The sequence below is a fragment of the Mucilaginibacter aquaedulcis genome, assembly GCF_030409325.1.
In the GTDB taxonomy this organism is placed as follows: domain Bacteria; phylum Bacteroidota; class Bacteroidia; order Sphingobacteriales; family Sphingobacteriaceae; genus Mucilaginibacter; species Mucilaginibacter aquaedulcis.
Genome location: NZ_JAUFPR010000004.1, coordinates 815,366 through 831,200, shown reverse-complemented (window position 1 = coordinate 831,200; position 15,835 = coordinate 815,366). Strand labels below are relative to the sequence as shown.

The window sequence follows — 15,835 nt, the reverse complement described above, 5'->3', positions numbered from 1 at the left end:
TCGTAAGTGTTTAAGGGTAGTCTTCTGAATCTACTCGTAACTATGCCGCTCAAAATCATAATTAGATTGTGAGGTGATGATCTTTTTGCGCCGCTGAACGTCGGTATCCAGGTTATGATCATAAATATTATCAGTAACAGCTATATCCCGGTCTTTATCTTTCTCGGCAAAGTAAATATTCGCTTCGGCAGTTTTTGCAATGGCCACATCATAAGGCCCTTTAGGCGACATCAGCTTTACAAAAACCGGCAAACACTCAAATAAAATGAACAGATACCCAATAAACGAAATAGCCAGGTAAGTATCCAGATCGCGTGAGCCGTTTTCATTGTAGGTAAGCTGTCCCAGCGCCCAGTTCCTGTCGCTGAAACCGGCAATATTGGTGAGGCTATCCAACTGATGTTCAGAAAAAAGCCGTGTACTGTTCAAGCCTTCATAATCTTTCCGGGCGGCAAGGTAATCATCCATTTGCCCTAGGTTTTGAGTAACCTCTTTCAGCCGGCTTTCCTTTTCTTCCAGTACCTGCTGCTTTTGCTTGGCATACGTTCCGTAACCGGTTATACCTGAAGTTTGATTGGTTTTATCGCCAAAAACTTCCTGATTAAGTTGAAAGCGTGAGCGGTTGATGTCTTTCTCCAACGAATCCTTTTCCTTTTTCAGATCTCCGTTTTTACCCATCTCCATAGCATACTTTTGCTGATAGGTTTTTTCAAGGGTATCAATTTTACGGTGCTGCCCTTTCAGATAAGCCGTTTTTAGCTTCTGGCGTATCTCTTTATCAAATATCTTGAGTTCAAGAGGCCGCGAAATAACCACACCTATCATAATAGCCAGCAAAATACGCGGCGAAGCCTGCAATATTTGCTGATTAGTAGTACCATCCTTATTTATACTTGATACAATATAGCGGTCCATGTTAAAAATGGCTGTGCCCCAAAGTATCCCGAATAAAATAGCAAAGCCTACGGCAAAGGCATCGCCGTTAAAAACAAAGTACATGGCATACCCGCCAGAGAGCGAGGCAAACAAGGCTGTAAAAAATATGGTTGCGCCAATGCCTACATATTTATTGTGTTCTATCGGGTATTTTTTAAGGGTATCAATGTGCGCTCCTGAACAGAACCAGAAAAAGCGTGTAACTTTTTTCATTTATGTGTTATATTTTTAGTTTCCGATGGGGTAATTTGTATGCTAAACAATTCACTTACCATCGTTATTTTATAGCTAATGCCGCTTTAAAGGCAATAGGCGTGCAAAATTATATATAAAACGCACTTACACACCTATTGTTACAAAAATCGGGCTTAATTATTTGATGCAGAAAAAAGCTACCTTTGGATTATAATTTATTTGACATGAACGAGATAACCGTACAGGAACTAAAAGAAAAACTGGATAAAGGTGAAGATTTTCAGCTTATTGATGTTAGGGAAGATTTTGAGTATGAAACCTCTAATTTGGGTGGCCAATTAATACCGCTCGGCGGCATTTTAATTGAAGCCGATAAAATAAGTAAAGATAAACCGGTTGTGGTAATGTGCCGCAGCGGAAAACGCAGTGCAGCTGCCATTATGCAGTTACAGCAATTAGGCTACAGCAACCTTTATAACCTACAAGGTGGTATTTTGGCATGGGCATCAGAAATTGACCCTACACTTAACGTATATTAATATGGGTTTTAAGTTAGTGCTAAATGTATTGTATACAGTAGGCATCGTGTTATGCCTTTTTGTTGCATACCAGGCTAATTCAAGCAAGAACTTTACATTACTGGGTGCTGCTATATTAATTGCAGGCGTTGTAATTGTATTAAAAATAAGGCTGCTTAAAGAAGTTAAGAATTCTCAATTAAAAAAGTAGTTACCCGCCCGGGTGTTCAGGATATTTTCAGGGATGGTGTGCAGACCCTTATTGGCAGGATATAGATACCTGTTGAAAATGGTTTACACATCCTACCTTAATATAAGGTGCGGGTAACCTCGCTCCAGCATTTATGCTAAACTATCTGTAATACCCTTCCGCCTCAAAAGCGCAATTATTTTATCACCAGATTCATCAATGTCATTTGTTTCGGTATCAATGGTCAATGCGGGGTTTTGAGGACACTCATATGGAGAGGTTATACCTGTAAAATCGGGAATATCATTATTCAAGGCTTTTTTATACAAGCCTTTCGGATCCCTTCTAATACATTCTTCAACGCGGCATTTTACATAGATCTCCAAAAACCTCTCTTCCGGGAACATTTCTTTTACGACACTCCTATCGGTTTCAAAAGGCGATATAAAAGAGCATAGCACAATCGACCCTGATTGATAAAAGAGATGAGCCACCTCACCTGCTCTTCTGATATTTTCCCAACGATGTTCACGGGAAAAGGAAAGATCACGGTTTAACCCAAGCCTGAGGTTATCGCCATCAAGCACAAACACCTGGCAGTTGTGTTGAAACAACTTTGAACATACATTTGCAGCAACAGCCGATTTGCCCGAGCCGCTTAAGCCCGTGAGCCAAACCACGGCTGCCTTGTGCCTGTTTTTTTGCTCAATGTTATTAAGGCAAATTATGTTTTCAACAGGGGTTATGTTTTTGTGGATCATTGTCAGGCGCTGTCTGGTAATAAATTTACCTTTTATCCTTCAGCGAAGCACAATGAGCCTACCCTTAAAAGCAATCAACATAGTTTAATCAGGCTATTTGATCATTATTCCGGCATCCTTAAAGCCATCCAGATCTGCCAGAGAAGGATCTTTTTCGGTGATCAACGCGTCAATGGCATTTGCCGCGCAAACATAATAGGGGTCAGAAACACCAATTTTATCATAGGTGGATAGCGCGATGACATACTTTGATGTTTCGATCATGGCCCTATCAACCAGGCTTTCTTCATAAGTAAAACCTGTTATCCCAACCTTTAAATCAATACTGCAAATTCCCAGCAGGCATACATCGGCCCTGAAATTTCTGATGGCCTCGATGGTTTCATATCCAATAGTTGAAAAAGCAGGCTTATTAAGTTGACCGCCTATAAAAAACACATTAACATTAGGATAATCTTCCAAAATTGATACCACAGGGAAGCTATTGGTAATCACGGTTAAGGATATATCTTTAGGTAATGCAGAAATTACAGCGGTAGTGGTAGTTCCGGCATTAACCAGTAAAACAAGTCCAGGCTTAATAAACTCCAGCGCCTTTTGAGCAATCACCTTTTTTTGCTGGGTATCAATATGCTGACGTTCCTTAAAGTGGGGGTGTACCGGCGAACCAACAATTGCCCCACCGCGCACAGCTTTTAACAATCCTTTATCTGATAGCTCCTTAATATCGCGCCTCACCGTATCGGTTGATACATTAAGCAATTGGCTCAGATCATCAAGAATCACTTTATTGTCTTTGGCAACCTGTTCAACTATTTTTTGAAGTCGTTCCGCTTTAAGCATCAACAAATATAGGTATAAGAAGAAATTAAACATTGCAAAAATTTGCAATTAATTAACATTAAAATTGCAAATTATAGAAAATAATTGCATAATATTGCATCATGAAAACTTTAAAAAGGATAGCCGTTGATATGGATGGTGTTTTGGCCGATACCGATACACACTTTTTAGCCTGGTATTATAATGTTTACGGAGTACAAATTCCGTACGAACAGATATTGGGAAAACCCGAAGGCGAAGGCTTTCCTGAAAAGGATGCTTGCCGCAAGTTCGCTTTTACCCCGGGGTTCTTTCGCACCCTGCCGGTAATGCCCGGTGCCGTGGAGGCCATAACTGAGCTGATGAAAGATTTTGAAATTTATATTGTATCGGCAGCTATGGAATTTCCGCAATCGCTTCCCGAAAAGTATGAATGGCTAAAAGAACATTTCCCTTTTATTCCCTGGACCCATATTGTTTTCTGCGGAGATAAAAGCCTGATTAATACCGATTACATGATAGATGATCACCCTAAAAATCTGGATAAGTTTAAAGGCACAACCATCATGTTCAATGCCGCACATAATACCAATATTGATCATCATCAACGGGTTAACTCATGGACAGAGGTTTTGGCCCTTTTAAAAAGTGAAAAAAGCTTAGTGACCGAACAATAAACATCACCCTATATCACCCTTAACAAGAAAGCCGCCTTAAACTAAAGCGGCTTTCTCGTTTTTATATTACTATGCTTATTCGGCATCATAAATTACAACCTTCTCAAACAATGGGCGAAACTCATCTAAGAAAGCCTCATGCACGTCGTGAACCTGGTATACATCATGCCCGGCCATATCCTCAAAAAACAACACCAGGCTAAAGGTATAGGTAGTGTCAACAACAGTACGCTCAATAGCGGCTGGTGTACCAATATGAATTGTTTTAATAGTTTCAATATGCTCTAAACTTTGCAGGCCTTTACGGAAAGCTATTTTTTGATCGTCGGTAGTGTCGGCTTTTAGCCAGAATAAAACGTGATGTGCTATCATTTTGTATTTTTTCCAAATGTAATAAATAGCCGTTTTGATCAAGGTTGAATTTTTCAAATTCTCCGGAGGTGCATTATTTAACTTTGATTTAAGCCAAAATGAATATAAATAACGCAATTTTACAGCCACATTCTATTTTATGCAAAGAAGATCGGTACTTAAAAACATCGGTGGATTACTGTTAGTCCCCTCCATAACATTAGCCAGCACATCTACAAAAAAGCAACCGGTATTACGTGTTGCCCACTTAACTGATATACACCTTAAAAACAAGTTTGATGCACCAGCCCGGTTTGTAAAATGCCTGCACCACATGCAGCAGCAAAGCCCAAAGGTTGATCTTGTACTAAACGGCGGCGACATTGTATTTGATATGAATAAAGAAAATATCAGTACTATTAATGACCAGTGGCAGCTTTCCAAATCAATCATGAAAGCTGAGTGCAGCATACCCGTACGTTATTGCCTTGGAAATCATGACATCTGGTGGAACGAGGACGACAAGGGACAGGCCATCTATGGAAAAAAATATGCCATGGATCAGTTAGGTCTGGTTAAACCATACTATAGTTTTGTTCAAAACGGTTGGAAATTTATCATCCTGGATAGTGTTCACCTTGATATTGATAACACCTGGTACATTGGCAAACTGGGCGACGAACAGTTTAGCTGGCTTGAACAAGAGCTTAAAGCCACAGCCCCAACTATGCCGGTATTGGTTTTAACTCATATTCCTGTTTTAACGGCCACCAACCTTATTGAGGAAAATACAGTAAATAAATGGGTAATGCTTGGTGGTGATATGCATACCGATAATGCCAAAATAATAAACCTGTTTTACCAACACCCGAATGTTAAGCTTTGCCTGAGCGGTCATATTCACCTGCGCGAAAAACTGATCTATAACAACGTTACCTATATATGCAATGGCGCGGTTAGTGGTGCCTGGTGGGAGGGCAACAGAAGGGAAACTGCTCCTGGCTATGGTGTGCTTGACCTTTATGCCGATGGAAGCTTTACGGAAGAATACATTAATTATTGATCAACAGCCCCTGGCTATCCGTCGCAACTAATAAGCCATTGGTTGCCGAATTTATCGGTTAGGTCGCCGAATATGGCTCCCCAAAAAGTAGTATTTAAAGGATGGGTAGCATCTCCGCCAACCGATAAACGGTTGTAATAATCATAAGCTTCGGTTTCGCTGTTGCAGTTCAGGAGCAGTGAAACCGAATTGCCTTTTATTAAACCAGCCTCGGGCACCATATCAGAGGCAGTAAGCACCAGGTCGTTTTTAATTAGTGTGGAATGCAAAACACATTGCTTCATGCAGGGCGGCATTGGTTCGGCAAGGGGCAGTTCACCTACTGTTTGAACAACAAGCTCTCCGCCAAGGCACTCCTGGTAAAAGGTCATCGCTTCCAGGCAATTTCCGTTAAAGGTTAGGTATGATTGAATATTAGCCATTGCATTGCGTCTTTTTCAGCTATAGTTTACCGATAAAACAAAAATCGGTACTGCAAAGCAAAATAATGGGGGCGTAATACGACAATTGAGAGGACAATTACGACAAAATCATTATCCCCGGTTAAATACGATCTCCGTTTACCGGCAGGCTGAAATAAAAGGTTGAGCCCTTATCCACTTCGCTATTCACCCAAACTTTTCCCTCATGGCTTTCAATAATTTCGCGGCATAAAAACAAACCCAAACCATAACCCTTGGTACGGATCTGGTTTTCCTGCTCAACACGGCAATATTTATTAAATAAAAGCTTTTGCCCTTCCGCTTCAATACCGCACCCCTTATCTTTTACTGATACAATGACATCAGTTCCGGATTTTTTACAGGCTATCTGTATATGACTTTTTGAAGATGAGAACTTAACCGCATTGGTTATATAGTTTGTTAATACCTGAACAACCTTATCCTGATCGGCACAAACATAAATTGATTCAGTCAAATTGAACTTAAACACGCGCTCAGGATACAGACAAGCCATATCCGACATTACATTCATGACCAACTCAGTTAAATCAAAATAGGATTTATTTAAAGCTAAACGATTATTTTGCACTTGCGATAGGGTTAAAAAGTTATCAATAAGCCCAGCCATGAATACCATTTGCTGGTCGGCCTGGGTCATTTTACCTTCTATAACAGTATTATTTTCGGTTTTTGCCAGTCGCCCGGCATTTTGAATATATATTTTGGCAACACTCAAGGGTGTTCTGAGTTCATGACTTAAAAAGGCCATCAGATCCCTTTTTAAATCTTCTTCTTTTTTTAAGGATGTAATATCAGTAATGGTGCCCATCATTTTCATGGCAATGCCGTCATTACAATAAAGCTTCCCTGTTATTTTAACCCATTTACACTGGTTATCCGTCCTGTTACTAATCTGCAGCTGGGCTTCAAACTCCCGGTTGTTTTTGCAGGCAGTTGTAGCGGTGTTTAAAATATCCTCCTGCTTCCACTCAACCAGTTTACGCATCAATGCACTTAAACTGAATGTTATACTGCCCTTTAGCTCCAGGAACCGACTGGCCACCGGATCAAGGTGGAATTTTTTAGTGTATACACTGTAGCTCCACATGCCTATTCCGGCTGTGGTCAAAACATTGGTTATGGCAGTTTCTCTTGTGAGTGAACGCTCAGAAATATTAACCAGAAAGGCATACGGATTAAGTACTTCTCCCGGAAATGGCTTTTGCAAATCGCTCCCACCAAAGGGTGCCTGCTGCCCAAAAGCCTGAGAATGGAATTTTTCCTTTTTGTTAAGCTGGGGGTATTGGGTTAATGTTGCCATGGTTTTGATAGTTTGCTATTATAAAACTATCACAAGCGGACGCATATAGCACCCATTATTCGGTGAGTGGGCAAAAACTATCGTTGAACTGTTAAAATGCCTCTCCCAGCCCAAGGGTAATTGAATTATACCCTTTACTAAAGCCATAATCAATACCAATATTGGTGCCTGAGCCTTTATTGAACTTGATCCTTAAGCCGGTACCCGCCGCCGGATGCCAGGAGGTAAAAAGCGTTCCGGAACCGCTTACGGTATTGGCGTTGGCAAATACTACAAAGCCCAGCAAACCATTTGGAGTAATATCGCGTCTGTATTCACCCTCAAGATAAAATAACGAGCCGCCCCGGTAGCGGTTTTGATCCATACCCCTGCCCGAGCGGTTATAGGGATCCCAGCCAATACTTGGCAGATCAAGGTAGGGGGCATTGCTGCCCAAAACAGTCCAGTAATATGTCCATACCGCAAAGGTGTTTTGCTGGTTAGGTTTGGAGGGGTTTAGCGGAATGTATTTTCTCAGATCGATATACACAGAGTGCCAGCTGTTATCGCTCCCCAAAAAACCGGGATTTTCCCGGTAAACCAAACTGGCGTAGGCACCAGGCAGCGGGTTAATGGAGTTATTCCGGGTATCATATAAAACATTCATACTAATACCCGAAGAAACCGAGCTTCCGTTGGTACCATATTTATACCCTGTGTATTGTGTGAGGTTAATGTTTGGATCATCACTTTTAATACCCGAATGATAATCGAGATTATAACCCAAACCGGCAAAAAAGTAAGGCGTGATTTTTTTCAACGCGCTCTGATAAAACCTGATATACCGGTAATTTACAAGCGTTTTTTCATCAGTGCCATGACTGCTGCCCAAACCCCAGGTATATTGAGGATAAACCAGGAATCGAATATCGCCCTGTATATTCCAGGTATTATCAGGCAACCATACACTGGTACGCAGCGGCAAACCAAAACGACTGTGAAAATTCCAGTATGGCGCAAATGAGGCACTTGATAAATTGGTAGTGCTTGCAGGCCCCAAATATATACCCGCTGTAGTACTGGTAACTAATGCCCTACCATTTCCACCTGGTGCTGCACCGCTCACGGGCAAAATGGAAAAATATATTTTTTTCTGACCCTGGCTGCGCATTTTATTCGGTGCTATACGGAATACACCCTTAGCGACATCAATTAAATCGGTTTTGTTGGCGGTATCTTTAACGGCTGGCCCACTTTTAGGTATAGGTATAGGCGCTTGAGCAAACAGAGTAAAAGGTAACAGGCAAATAAGTAAGAGAAGATATTGGCGCATATTAATAACTTATTTCAGGGTTAAGCCTGCCTGAAATTTATAATGAACACTTCATTAAAACCGGCAAAGCGGGCAGTTATCACGCTGATAACTATACGTTATAACCAGCCACGTTGTATTTTGTTGGCAATCAAACTCCATTTTAACTTATAAACTATTTGTAGCCCGTTTAAAGCATCATTATTGACCCAATATCATTGAATTTTTCACATTAATTTCTTTTAAAAAATATTCATCGTGCGATACTACGATGAGTGTTCCTTGGTATTGATCAATTGCCGAAGTTAATATCTCAATATTTTGAATATCCAGGTTGTTGGTTGGCTCATCCAGCACAATAATGTCGGGCGCCTGGCTGCTTATGATTAATGAGCACAGCATTAACCGCATTTTTTCGCCACCACTTAGCGCCAAGCATAGCTTATCCCAGTATTCTTTGGTAAACAAAAACCGGTTTAAACGGATCTTGATATCATGCTCCTGCAATGCACCCGAGTTAAATTGCTGCGCCTGCTCGTAAACGCTCAGTTTATTATCAATCAATGAATAATCCTGATCAATATATATGGCTTTAACATCGGCCCGGTCAATTGTACCAAAGCGGGGCATAAGTTCACCCAATATCATTTTTATTAAGGTGGTTTTACCCGACCCATTTAACCCCTTTACGGCCAGGCGCTCGCCGCTTGTTATTTGGAAGCTCAAAGGCTGTTTCCAAAGCTGCTGGCCGCCGTATGCAAAATTTACATTTCTTGCCGTGACCAATATTTTCCCTTTATGAAGAGCAGAATTATCAAAGTCTATCTTCATCTTATCCACACCGGACAGTTCCTTACGCAGCTGGGTTAGTTCCTGCGAAATAGCACCAACCTTTTCGGCATGAACACCTTTCATGCGTGAAGTACTTTTTTCAGCACTATTTTTAAATGTTTTCATGGAAATGGTAGGCAACCCGGCCTTTTCCTGCTTTTTCTTGCCCCGGGCATCAAGCTTTTGCTGCCTTTCCAATGACTCCTTTTCAATTTCCTTAGCCTTGCGAAGTGCTTTTTCCTTGCTTTTCAGATCCTGGCCCAGGGCATCACTTTCTATCATTTTTTGTTCGGCATAAAACTCATAATTGCCGCCATAGGTACTTATACCATGATTGCTGAGTTCGCAAACGGTATCTAAAAGATTTAATAGGGTACGGTCATGGCTTACAAACAATAAAGTATTCGTGGTGTTGGTTATGTAATGGTATAACATGTTTCGGCCAAACTCATCCAAATGATTGCTTGGCTCATCCAACAAAACAATTTCAGGGCGATGGATACCGATGCCCGCCAAAAAGACTTTCGTTTTTTGTCCGCCGCTTAAGCTTTCCATTTTTTGCGAAAGCTCAAACTCATCCAGTTTCCAATACGCGAGTGCTTCCCGGCATCTTTCCTCAATGGCCCAGTCATCATCGAGCAAAGTCATGTTTTCTTCGGTTAGATGACCATTCAGAATTTCTTTTAGCGCGTTTAACTTGTGATTTATCCGCAGCGCCTCGGCAATGGTGTAATGATTGTACTGCCCAAAAATCTGTGGCACATAATACGGTATGGAACTGGTTTTAACCAATCCGCTGGTGGGTTGCAGTTCGCCTGCAAAAATTTTAAGCAAAGTTGATTTTCCTGAGCCATTATTGCCTATGAGTGCAACCTTATCTTGTTTATTGATGATCAGATCTATATCAGCAAACAATAGATCTCTGTTGGGATGTATATATGTAATGTCTTGAAGAATAAGCATAATTTCTTTCTTTAAAGAGTGAATAATTACAGCCTGCCTGTGTAAGGTGCTGCGTTATTTTCCTGAAAGAAATTATGATCACATATATGCGTACTTTTTGGTTATGTGCAATGATAAGAAAAAAACTTACCCCAAACAAAAAACACCTAACAAACCAATGAGGGGTTAGGATAGTTATCGCTTTGATCCTCGGCTGTATTATCTAAACATTGGAAGTCTTTTTCTACGAGTAAATAAAGTGCCCCGTCAGTTTCGTCAAACCCAACCCTTTCGGTTTTGGTCCAGTTGCTGGCTATTATTTCGGGTACAAAAACTACAATTTTATTATTCTCAAAACCTGCTGATAAACGATCTCCATCATACACTTGTAAAGCATAGGTTAACATAGTATGTCCAAAAGCAGTTTTTTCTTCCAGATAACCATTATTAAAAAAGCTTTCCACATCAGTTTTGCTCAAACGATAGCGCAACGAGTTCCCTTTGATCCTTATTTTCATAATTAATTAAGTTTTAATTTGACAATTGAGTCATTTATAAGCTTTTTAATAGGAATTTTTTAATAAAAATTTTCTTTTTATGTTTTTAAATCAATAAAAAACAACCAAAAGCCGCATTTAATTCAATTATAACAATTTTATTTTGCCCAAAAACAACACACATCATAAAAATATGCAAAAATTAAAGTATAAAACAATATAAATATTATTAAAATCATAAAAATTATCAAAAATCAAGATTTTAATTAACCAAAAACATCAAATTATTGATTTAAATAATTAATATTGTTACCATAATGCTTAACGGTCGCACTTTAATGCATTATAAAAACAGTTTTTGCTTTAACATTTAAAAAATCAGGATATGTTTCAACCAACCATAGTAGTTGTTGGCAATGGAATGGTGGGCTATAAGTTTTGTGAAAAGCTATTAGCCAAATCATCACATTTCAATATCATTGTTTTTGGGGAAGAAAACCGCATAGCGTATGACAGGGTTCACCTCAGCGAATATTTTAATGGAAAATCAGCAACTGAACTTTCATTATCTACCGCCTCCTGGTATACAGACAACAACATCAAGCTGCACCTGAATGACCCTGTACAGGAAATAAACCGCACCGAAAAAACAGTACACTCTTTAAAGGGACTAACCGTTAGGTACGATTACCTGATATTGGCTACCGGCTCATCTGCGTTTGTCCCTGACATTCCGGGGGTTGAAAAAGAGGGCGTTTTTGTTTACAGAACAATAGATGATCTTGACCTTATTAAAGCCTACGCAGCCAACGCCAAAGTAGGTGCCGTAATGGGAGGTGGCCTCTTGGGCCTGGAAGCCGCCAAAGCACTGATAGATCTGGGTATTGAAGAAACCCATGTGATTGAATTTGCACCAAGGCTAATGCCACGGCAAATTGATTCGGCGGGTAGCAGCATGCTGTTATCAAAATTAAAAAGCCTGGGCTTAAATATCCACCTTAATAAAAATACAGCTGCCTTTGTTGGTCAGCACAAAATAGAAGCACTTCAGTTTAATGATGATTCACGCCTGCCAATAGATATGATGGTGATATCGGCAGGTATTCGCCCGCGCGATGAGCTGGCAAAGTTGGCCGGTCTGCATGTTGGCACCCGTGGAGGTATCATTGTAAATGAAAAAATGCAAACAAGTGATGAGCACATTTTTGCCATTGGCGAATGTGCCCTTTACGAAGGTATGATATACGGTCTGGTTGCACCCGGCTATGAAATGGCCGATATTGTTGCCACCTACCTAACTGGCGGCGAAAAAGGCTTTTATGGTTATGACATGAGCACCAAACTTAAACTTATTGGTGTTGATGTAGCCAGCTTTGGCGATGCATTTATAACTGAGCCCGATTGCCGCACCATTATATTTGAAGATACCCACAAAGGCACATATAAACGCATCAACATTAGTAACGATGGCAAGTATTTATTGGGCGGCATTTTAATTGGCGATGCCGATGCCTACAACATGCTGCTGCAAACTGTAAATAATAAAATCGCATTGCCTCCAAACCCCGAAGACCTGATCTTAGGCTCACGTGGAGGAGAAGCTAATGAAGGCGCAGGTGTTATGAATCTGCCTGACGAAGCCCTGATCTGCTCGTGCGAGGCGATAACAAAATCAGATATCTGTTCGGCTGTTAATGAAGGAGCATGCAGTATTGATGAGATCAAGAAATGTACAAAAGCCGGCACTGGCTGCGGCGGATGCGTTCCGTTAGTAAAAGATCTCATAGCCGGAACCATGAAAGCCAACGGCCAATATGTTAAAAATGTTCTGTGCGAGCATTTTGACTACTCGCGCCAGGAGCTTTATGACCTTGTAAAAATAAACAAGGTTAAAAACTACGACCTGGTACTGGATCACTTTGGTAAAGGCGATGGCTGCGAAGTTTGCAAACCCGCGGTAGCCAGTATATTATCAAGCCTTTGGAATGATGTTATTGTAAAACAAGATACCATTCAGGATAGTAACGACAGGTACCTGGCCAATATACAAAAGGGCGGCACTTATTCGGTAGTACCACGTATACCCGGCGGCGAGATCACACCCGATAAATTGATTGTGATTGGCCAGGTTGCTAAAAAATATGGCCTGTATACCAAGATAACCGGTGGCCAGCGTATTGATATGTTTGGCGCTCACATTAATGACCTGCCCGAAATTTGGGAAGAACTCATAGATGCTGGTTTTGAAAGCGGCCATGCTTATGGTAAAGCACTCCGTACCGTAAAAAGCTGTGTGGGTAGCACCTGGTGCCGCTTCGGCTTACATGACAGTGTATCCTTTGCCATTGAAATTGAAGACAGATATAAGGGCATACGTGCCCCGCATAAACTCAAGGGTGGCGTAAGCGGTTGTATCAGGGAATGCGCTGAGGCTCAGTCAAAAGACTTTGGCATCATAGCTACCGAAAAAGGCTGGAACCTATATGTGTGCGGCAATGGTGGCTCTAAACCACAGCATGCCCAGCTACTGGCAACCGATGTTGACAGCGCTACCTGCATCAAATACATTGACAGGTTTCTGATGTTTTACATTAAAACTGCCGATCCGCTTACCCGTACCGCCACATGGCTAAACAAAATGGACGGCGGTATGAGCTACCTGAAAAACGTGGTTGTTAACGACAGCCTGGGTATTGCCGAAAAGCTGGATGAAGAAATGCAGCAACTGGTGGATACGTACCACTGTGAATGGAAAGAGGTTGTGGAAAACCCTGATCTGCGCAAGCGTTTTGCTCACTTTATCAACGCGCCCCAGGAAAAAGATCCTTCGGTAAAATTTGAAGTTATGCGCGAGCAGGTAAAAGCCCAATGGTAAATAAAACTATACTAACAACTAAAAAACATAAACATGGAAACAGTTGCAGATATTGAATGGGTATTGGCCTGCTACACAGATGATGTACCCGAAAACGGAGGTGCCTGCGTTAAGCATGGCGATGAGCAGATAGCGCTATATAATTTTTCGCGCCGGGGCGAATGGTATGCTACACAAAACCTTTGTCCGCACAAACAGCAGATGGCACTTTCGCGGGGGATGATCGGCAGCACCGGTGAAGATTGTACCCCTAAAGTGGCCTGTCCATTTCACAAAAAGGCATTTTCACTCATTAGCGGCGAGTGCCTCAGCGGTGAGGAATACCAGATTAAAACCTACCCGGTAAAAGTTACCGACGGCAAGGTTTATATCGGCATAGCTTAGCTTTCTCCGAGAGCATCAGCCTTAAATAAGTCTTCAAAAAAACCTAATAGTATAAAACTATAACCAGTAACTATGAATAAAAACTTTTAAATAATAAACATAAAAAAGCCCTGTCGGGAGGTCGCATTCCCAGACAGGGTTAAACAGTTTTCTTGCTTTAACAAATAAAAAAACTATCTCAAATGTACAAAAATGTATTAAATCAATGCACTATTCCTGCTATTGCATTTCTGGTAGTATGTTTTTCCTGTATCAATGTAAACGCTCAGGTTTCATTTTCAGGACAACTGCGCACCCGTGGCGAATTAAGGGATGGTTACGGTACGCTGCAAACCACCGGTTATAAAGATGCAGCCTTTATTTCCCAACGAACGCGTTTAACGCTTGATTACAGATCGAGCAAACTCATCTTTCACACCACCGTTCAGGACGTAAGGCTTTGGGGTCAGGATGCCTCCACCATAACCGCTGCCGATGGTAACAAATTAGGATTACATGAAGCCTGGGCCGAAATTATTTTATCCAACAAAAAAGACACATCCTTTAAATCATCCCCGGTTGATTACTTCGCTATCAAAATAGGCAGGCAGGAATTAGTTTATGACGATGAACGTCTGCTGGGCAATTTAGACTGGATGCAGCAGGGTCGTCGCCATGATGCCATTGTTTTAAAAATGCTGCAAAACGGCTGGCAGCTTGACCTGGGCGCAGCGTTTAATCAAAACTCTGATGCGATTAACTACAATGGTACCTTTTATACCCCAGCCAATATCCCGGCAACCATAAAGGACAGTAAAGGCAACTTGGTAAATACCCCTGCAAACATGATCCCCCTGATTAACAGTGCGGGTATTAGTGCAAAAAACGGGAGCCCAGCCTATTTAAATACACCGAGCAGCAACGCCGCCACTCAAAACTACAAAGCGTTGGAATATTTGTACGCGGCCAAAAAAATCAAAAAAACAAAAATAACAGGCTTATTCCTGGCCGATCAGTTTAGCAAATATGTACTTGATTCGGTTAAAAATACTTCGGGTACCGATGTTGGTTACGTGTATGGCAAACGCTTTAATCAAACCGGCGTAAATACCCGTTTCACCACAGGTCTGTTAGCCAATCCTGTTTTTGGCGATAAAAATCAACTGGCTTTAACGGGCGGCTTCTATTACCAGGGAGGTCATGACCGCGAAGGCTTATCGTTAAACGCGTATATGTTTACCAGCTCTGTAAGTTATAAGCCTAATACCTTATGCTTTACTGCGGGCTGGGATTATCTTTCGGGGAATGATGCTTTTTCCACCTCAAAAACCAATCACCGTTTTGATCCCCTTTATGGCACTCCGCATAAGTTTTGGGGATATATGGATTATTTTTATGCGGTTAGCGGCTCTCCTACAGGGGGCTTGAGCAATCCCTATTTAAAAGTAAAATATGTATCGGCCAATAACCGCTTTACTACCGAACTGGCCAATCTTTATTTCCTGCTGGCTCAGGATCAAAAAGGCAATGATGGCCAACCCATAGGCAAATACTTAGGAACCGAATTTGACCTTACAACCGGCTACAAGCTGAATAAGTTTACGGGTATTGATCTGGGCTTCTCCTACATGGCGGCCACTCGTAGTATGGAATATGCAAAAAACATTATACCTGGCACGGCTAACTTAAAACCGGTGTGGGCTTATCTGCAAATCAACATCAAACCCGAATTTCTAAACAAATAATTACCCCATTAAAA

16 protein-coding genes are annotated in these 15,835 nt (G+C 41.2%); 7 read left to right on the top strand and 9 right to left on the bottom strand.

What is annotated here, in order from left to right; translation table 11 throughout:
• Positions 1–30: 30 nt before the first annotated feature.
• On the bottom strand, positions 31–1,149 hold the full coding sequence (locus QWZ01_RS21955; RefSeq protein ID WP_290327159.1) for a DUF4407 domain-containing protein: 1,119 nt from the start codon (positions 1,147–1,149) through the stop codon (positions 31–33).
• Between the two features lie 206 nt (positions 1,150–1,355).
• Between QWZ01_RS21955 and QWZ01_RS21950 the strand changes: the two genes are divergently transcribed.
• Both QWZ01_RS21950 and QWZ01_RS21945 read left to right on the top strand, forming a co-directional pair.
• Positions 1,356–1,670 carry a rhodanese-like domain-containing protein gene (locus QWZ01_RS21950; RefSeq protein WP_290327158.1) on the top strand — a complete coding sequence of 105 codons (315 nt, stop codon included), beginning with the start codon at positions 1,356–1,358 and terminating at the stop codon, positions 1,668–1,670.
• A gap of 1 nt (position 1,671) precedes the next feature.
• The gene (locus tag QWZ01_RS21945) at positions 1,672–1,860 is read left to right on the top strand and encodes a DUF6358 family protein (protein WP_290327156.1); all 189 of its coding nucleotides are present in this window, start codon (positions 1,672–1,674) and stop codon (positions 1,858–1,860) included.
• A gap of 131 nt (positions 1,861–1,991) precedes the next feature.
• On the opposite strand, the gene cysC is transcribed toward QWZ01_RS21945, so the two are convergent.
• Both cysC and QWZ01_RS21935 read right to left on the bottom strand, forming a co-directional pair.
• Complete coding sequence (gene cysC, locus QWZ01_RS21940; protein WP_290327154.1) at positions 1,992–2,600, bottom strand: adenylyl-sulfate kinase; 609 nt, start codon at positions 2,598–2,600, stop codon at positions 1,992–1,994.
• Between the two features lie 93 nt (positions 2,601–2,693).
• The gene (locus tag QWZ01_RS21935) at positions 2,694–3,443 is read right to left on the bottom strand and encodes a DeoR/GlpR family DNA-binding transcription regulator (RefSeq protein ID WP_290327152.1); all 750 of its coding nucleotides are present in this window, start codon (positions 3,441–3,443) and stop codon (positions 2,694–2,696) included.
• 101 nt (positions 3,444–3,544) lie between these two features.
• On the opposite strand from QWZ01_RS21935, the gene QWZ01_RS21930 reads away from it, so the two are divergent.
• Positions 3,545–4,099, top strand: coding sequence for a 5' nucleotidase, NT5C type (locus tag QWZ01_RS21930; RefSeq protein ID WP_290327151.1), 555 nt, complete (start codon positions 3,545–3,547; stop codon positions 4,097–4,099).
• A 75-nt stretch (positions 4,100–4,174) separates the two neighbouring features.
• On the opposite strand, the gene QWZ01_RS21925 is transcribed toward QWZ01_RS21930, so the two are convergent.
• Entirely contained in the window at positions 4,175–4,471 is a 297-nt protein-coding gene (locus QWZ01_RS21925) for a Dabb family protein (protein ID WP_290327149.1), read from the bottom strand.
• Between the two features lie 139 nt (positions 4,472–4,610).
• Between QWZ01_RS21925 and QWZ01_RS21920 the strand changes: the two genes are divergently transcribed.
• Positions 4,611–5,513 (top strand): metallophosphoesterase family protein, encoded by a 903-nt coding sequence (locus tag QWZ01_RS21920; RefSeq protein ID WP_290327146.1) that lies wholly within the window; start codon positions 4,611–4,613, stop codon positions 5,511–5,513.
• A gap of 14 nt (positions 5,514–5,527) precedes the next feature.
• Here QWZ01_RS21920 and QWZ01_RS21915 read toward each other — a convergent pair whose 3' ends face one another.
• From QWZ01_RS21915 to QWZ01_RS21895, 5 genes are all read right to left on the bottom strand, one after another.
• The gene (locus tag QWZ01_RS21915; protein WP_290327145.1) at positions 5,528–5,935 is read right to left on the bottom strand and encodes a VOC family protein; all 408 of its coding nucleotides are present in this window, start codon (positions 5,933–5,935) and stop codon (positions 5,528–5,530) included.
• 121 nt (positions 5,936–6,056) lie between these two features.
• Positions 6,057–7,277, bottom strand: coding sequence for a sensor histidine kinase (locus QWZ01_RS21910; protein ID WP_290327143.1), 1,221 nt, complete (start codon positions 7,275–7,277; stop codon positions 6,057–6,059).
• A 91-nt stretch (positions 7,278–7,368) separates the two neighbouring features.
• Positions 7,369–8,589: a BamA/TamA family outer membrane protein gene (locus QWZ01_RS21905; RefSeq protein WP_290327141.1), complete on the bottom strand. Its 1,221-nt coding sequence runs from the start codon at positions 8,587–8,589 to the stop codon at positions 7,369–7,371.
• Positions 8,590–8,769: 180 nt separating this feature from the next.
• A complete protein-coding gene (locus tag QWZ01_RS21900) occupies positions 8,770–10,362 on the bottom strand; it encodes an ABC-F family ATP-binding cassette domain-containing protein (protein WP_290327139.1) in 1,593 nt (530 codons plus the stop codon).
• Between the two features lie 146 nt (positions 10,363–10,508).
• On the bottom strand, positions 10,509–10,859 hold the full coding sequence (locus QWZ01_RS21895; RefSeq protein WP_290327137.1) for a DUF7009 family protein: 351 nt from the start codon (positions 10,857–10,859) through the stop codon (positions 10,509–10,511).
• A 364-nt stretch (positions 10,860–11,223) separates the two neighbouring features.
• Here QWZ01_RS21895 and nirB point away from each other — a divergent pair, with 364 nt between their 5' ends.
• The 3 genes from nirB (at position 11,224) to QWZ01_RS21880 (ending at position 15,821) form a co-directional block, all read left to right on the top strand.
• Positions 11,224–13,713, top strand: coding sequence for a nitrite reductase large subunit NirB (nirB, locus tag QWZ01_RS21890; RefSeq protein ID WP_290327134.1), 2,490 nt, complete (start codon positions 11,224–11,226; stop codon positions 13,711–13,713).
• Positions 13,714–13,746: 33 nt separating this feature from the next.
• A complete protein-coding gene (gene nirD / locus QWZ01_RS21885; protein ID WP_290327132.1) occupies positions 13,747–14,097 on the top strand; it encodes a nitrite reductase small subunit NirD in 351 nt (116 codons plus the stop codon).
• A 182-nt stretch (positions 14,098–14,279) separates the two neighbouring features.
• Entirely contained in the window at positions 14,280–15,821 is a 1,542-nt protein-coding gene (locus QWZ01_RS21880; RefSeq protein WP_290327130.1) for an alginate export family protein, read from the top strand.
• The last annotated feature ends 14 nt before the right edge of the window (positions 15,822–15,835 follow it).

Excerpts from the sequence above, each read along its gene's own strand:
- QWZ01_RS21895 (WP_290327137.1), bottom strand. The coding sequence starts at position 10,859 with ATGAAAATAAGGATCAAAGGGAACTCGTTGCGCTATCGTTTGAGCAAA.
- cysC (WP_290327154.1), bottom strand. The coding sequence starts at position 2,600 with ATGATCCACAAAAACATAACCCCTGTTGAAAACATAATTTGCCTTAAT.
- QWZ01_RS21905 (WP_290327141.1), bottom strand. The coding sequence starts at position 8,589 with ATGCGCCAATATCTTCTCTTACTTATTTGCCTGTTACCTTTTACTCTG.
- QWZ01_RS21935 (WP_290327152.1), bottom strand. The coding sequence starts at position 3,443 with ATGCTTAAAGCGGAACGACTTCAAAAAATAGTTGAACAGGTTGCCAAA.
- QWZ01_RS21945 (WP_290327156.1), top strand. The coding sequence starts at position 1,672 with ATGGGTTTTAAGTTAGTGCTAAATGTATTGTATACAGTAGGCATCGTG.
- QWZ01_RS21950 (WP_290327158.1), top strand. The coding sequence starts at position 1,356 with ATGAACGAGATAACCGTACAGGAACTAAAAGAAAAACTGGATAAAGGT.
- nirB (WP_290327134.1), top strand. The coding sequence starts at position 11,224 with ATGTTTCAACCAACCATAGTAGTTGTTGGCAATGGAATGGTGGGCTAT.
- QWZ01_RS21880 (WP_290327130.1), top strand. The coding sequence starts at position 14,280 with ATGTACAAAAATGTATTAAATCAATGCACTATTCCTGCTATTGCATTT.
- QWZ01_RS21930 (WP_290327151.1), top strand. The coding sequence starts at position 3,545 with ATGAAAACTTTAAAAAGGATAGCCGTTGATATGGATGGTGTTTTGGCC.
- QWZ01_RS21900 (WP_290327139.1), bottom strand. The coding sequence starts at position 10,362 with ATGCTTATTCTTCAAGACATTACATATATACATCCCAACAGAGATCTA.
- QWZ01_RS21925 (WP_290327149.1), bottom strand. The coding sequence starts at position 4,471 with ATGATAGCACATCACGTTTTATTCTGGCTAAAAGCCGACACTACCGAC.
- QWZ01_RS21915 (WP_290327145.1), bottom strand. The coding sequence starts at position 5,935 with ATGGCTAATATTCAATCATACCTAACCTTTAACGGAAATTGCCTGGAA.
- nirD (WP_290327132.1), top strand. The coding sequence starts at position 13,747 with ATGGAAACAGTTGCAGATATTGAATGGGTATTGGCCTGCTACACAGAT.
- QWZ01_RS21920 (WP_290327146.1), top strand. The coding sequence starts at position 4,611 with ATGCAAAGAAGATCGGTACTTAAAAACATCGGTGGATTACTGTTAGTC.
- QWZ01_RS21955 (WP_290327159.1), bottom strand. The coding sequence starts at position 1,149 with ATGAAAAAAGTTACACGCTTTTTCTGGTTCTGTTCAGGAGCGCACATT.
- QWZ01_RS21910 (WP_290327143.1), bottom strand. The coding sequence starts at position 7,277 with ATGGCAACATTAACCCAATACCCCCAGCTTAACAAAAAGGAAAAATTC.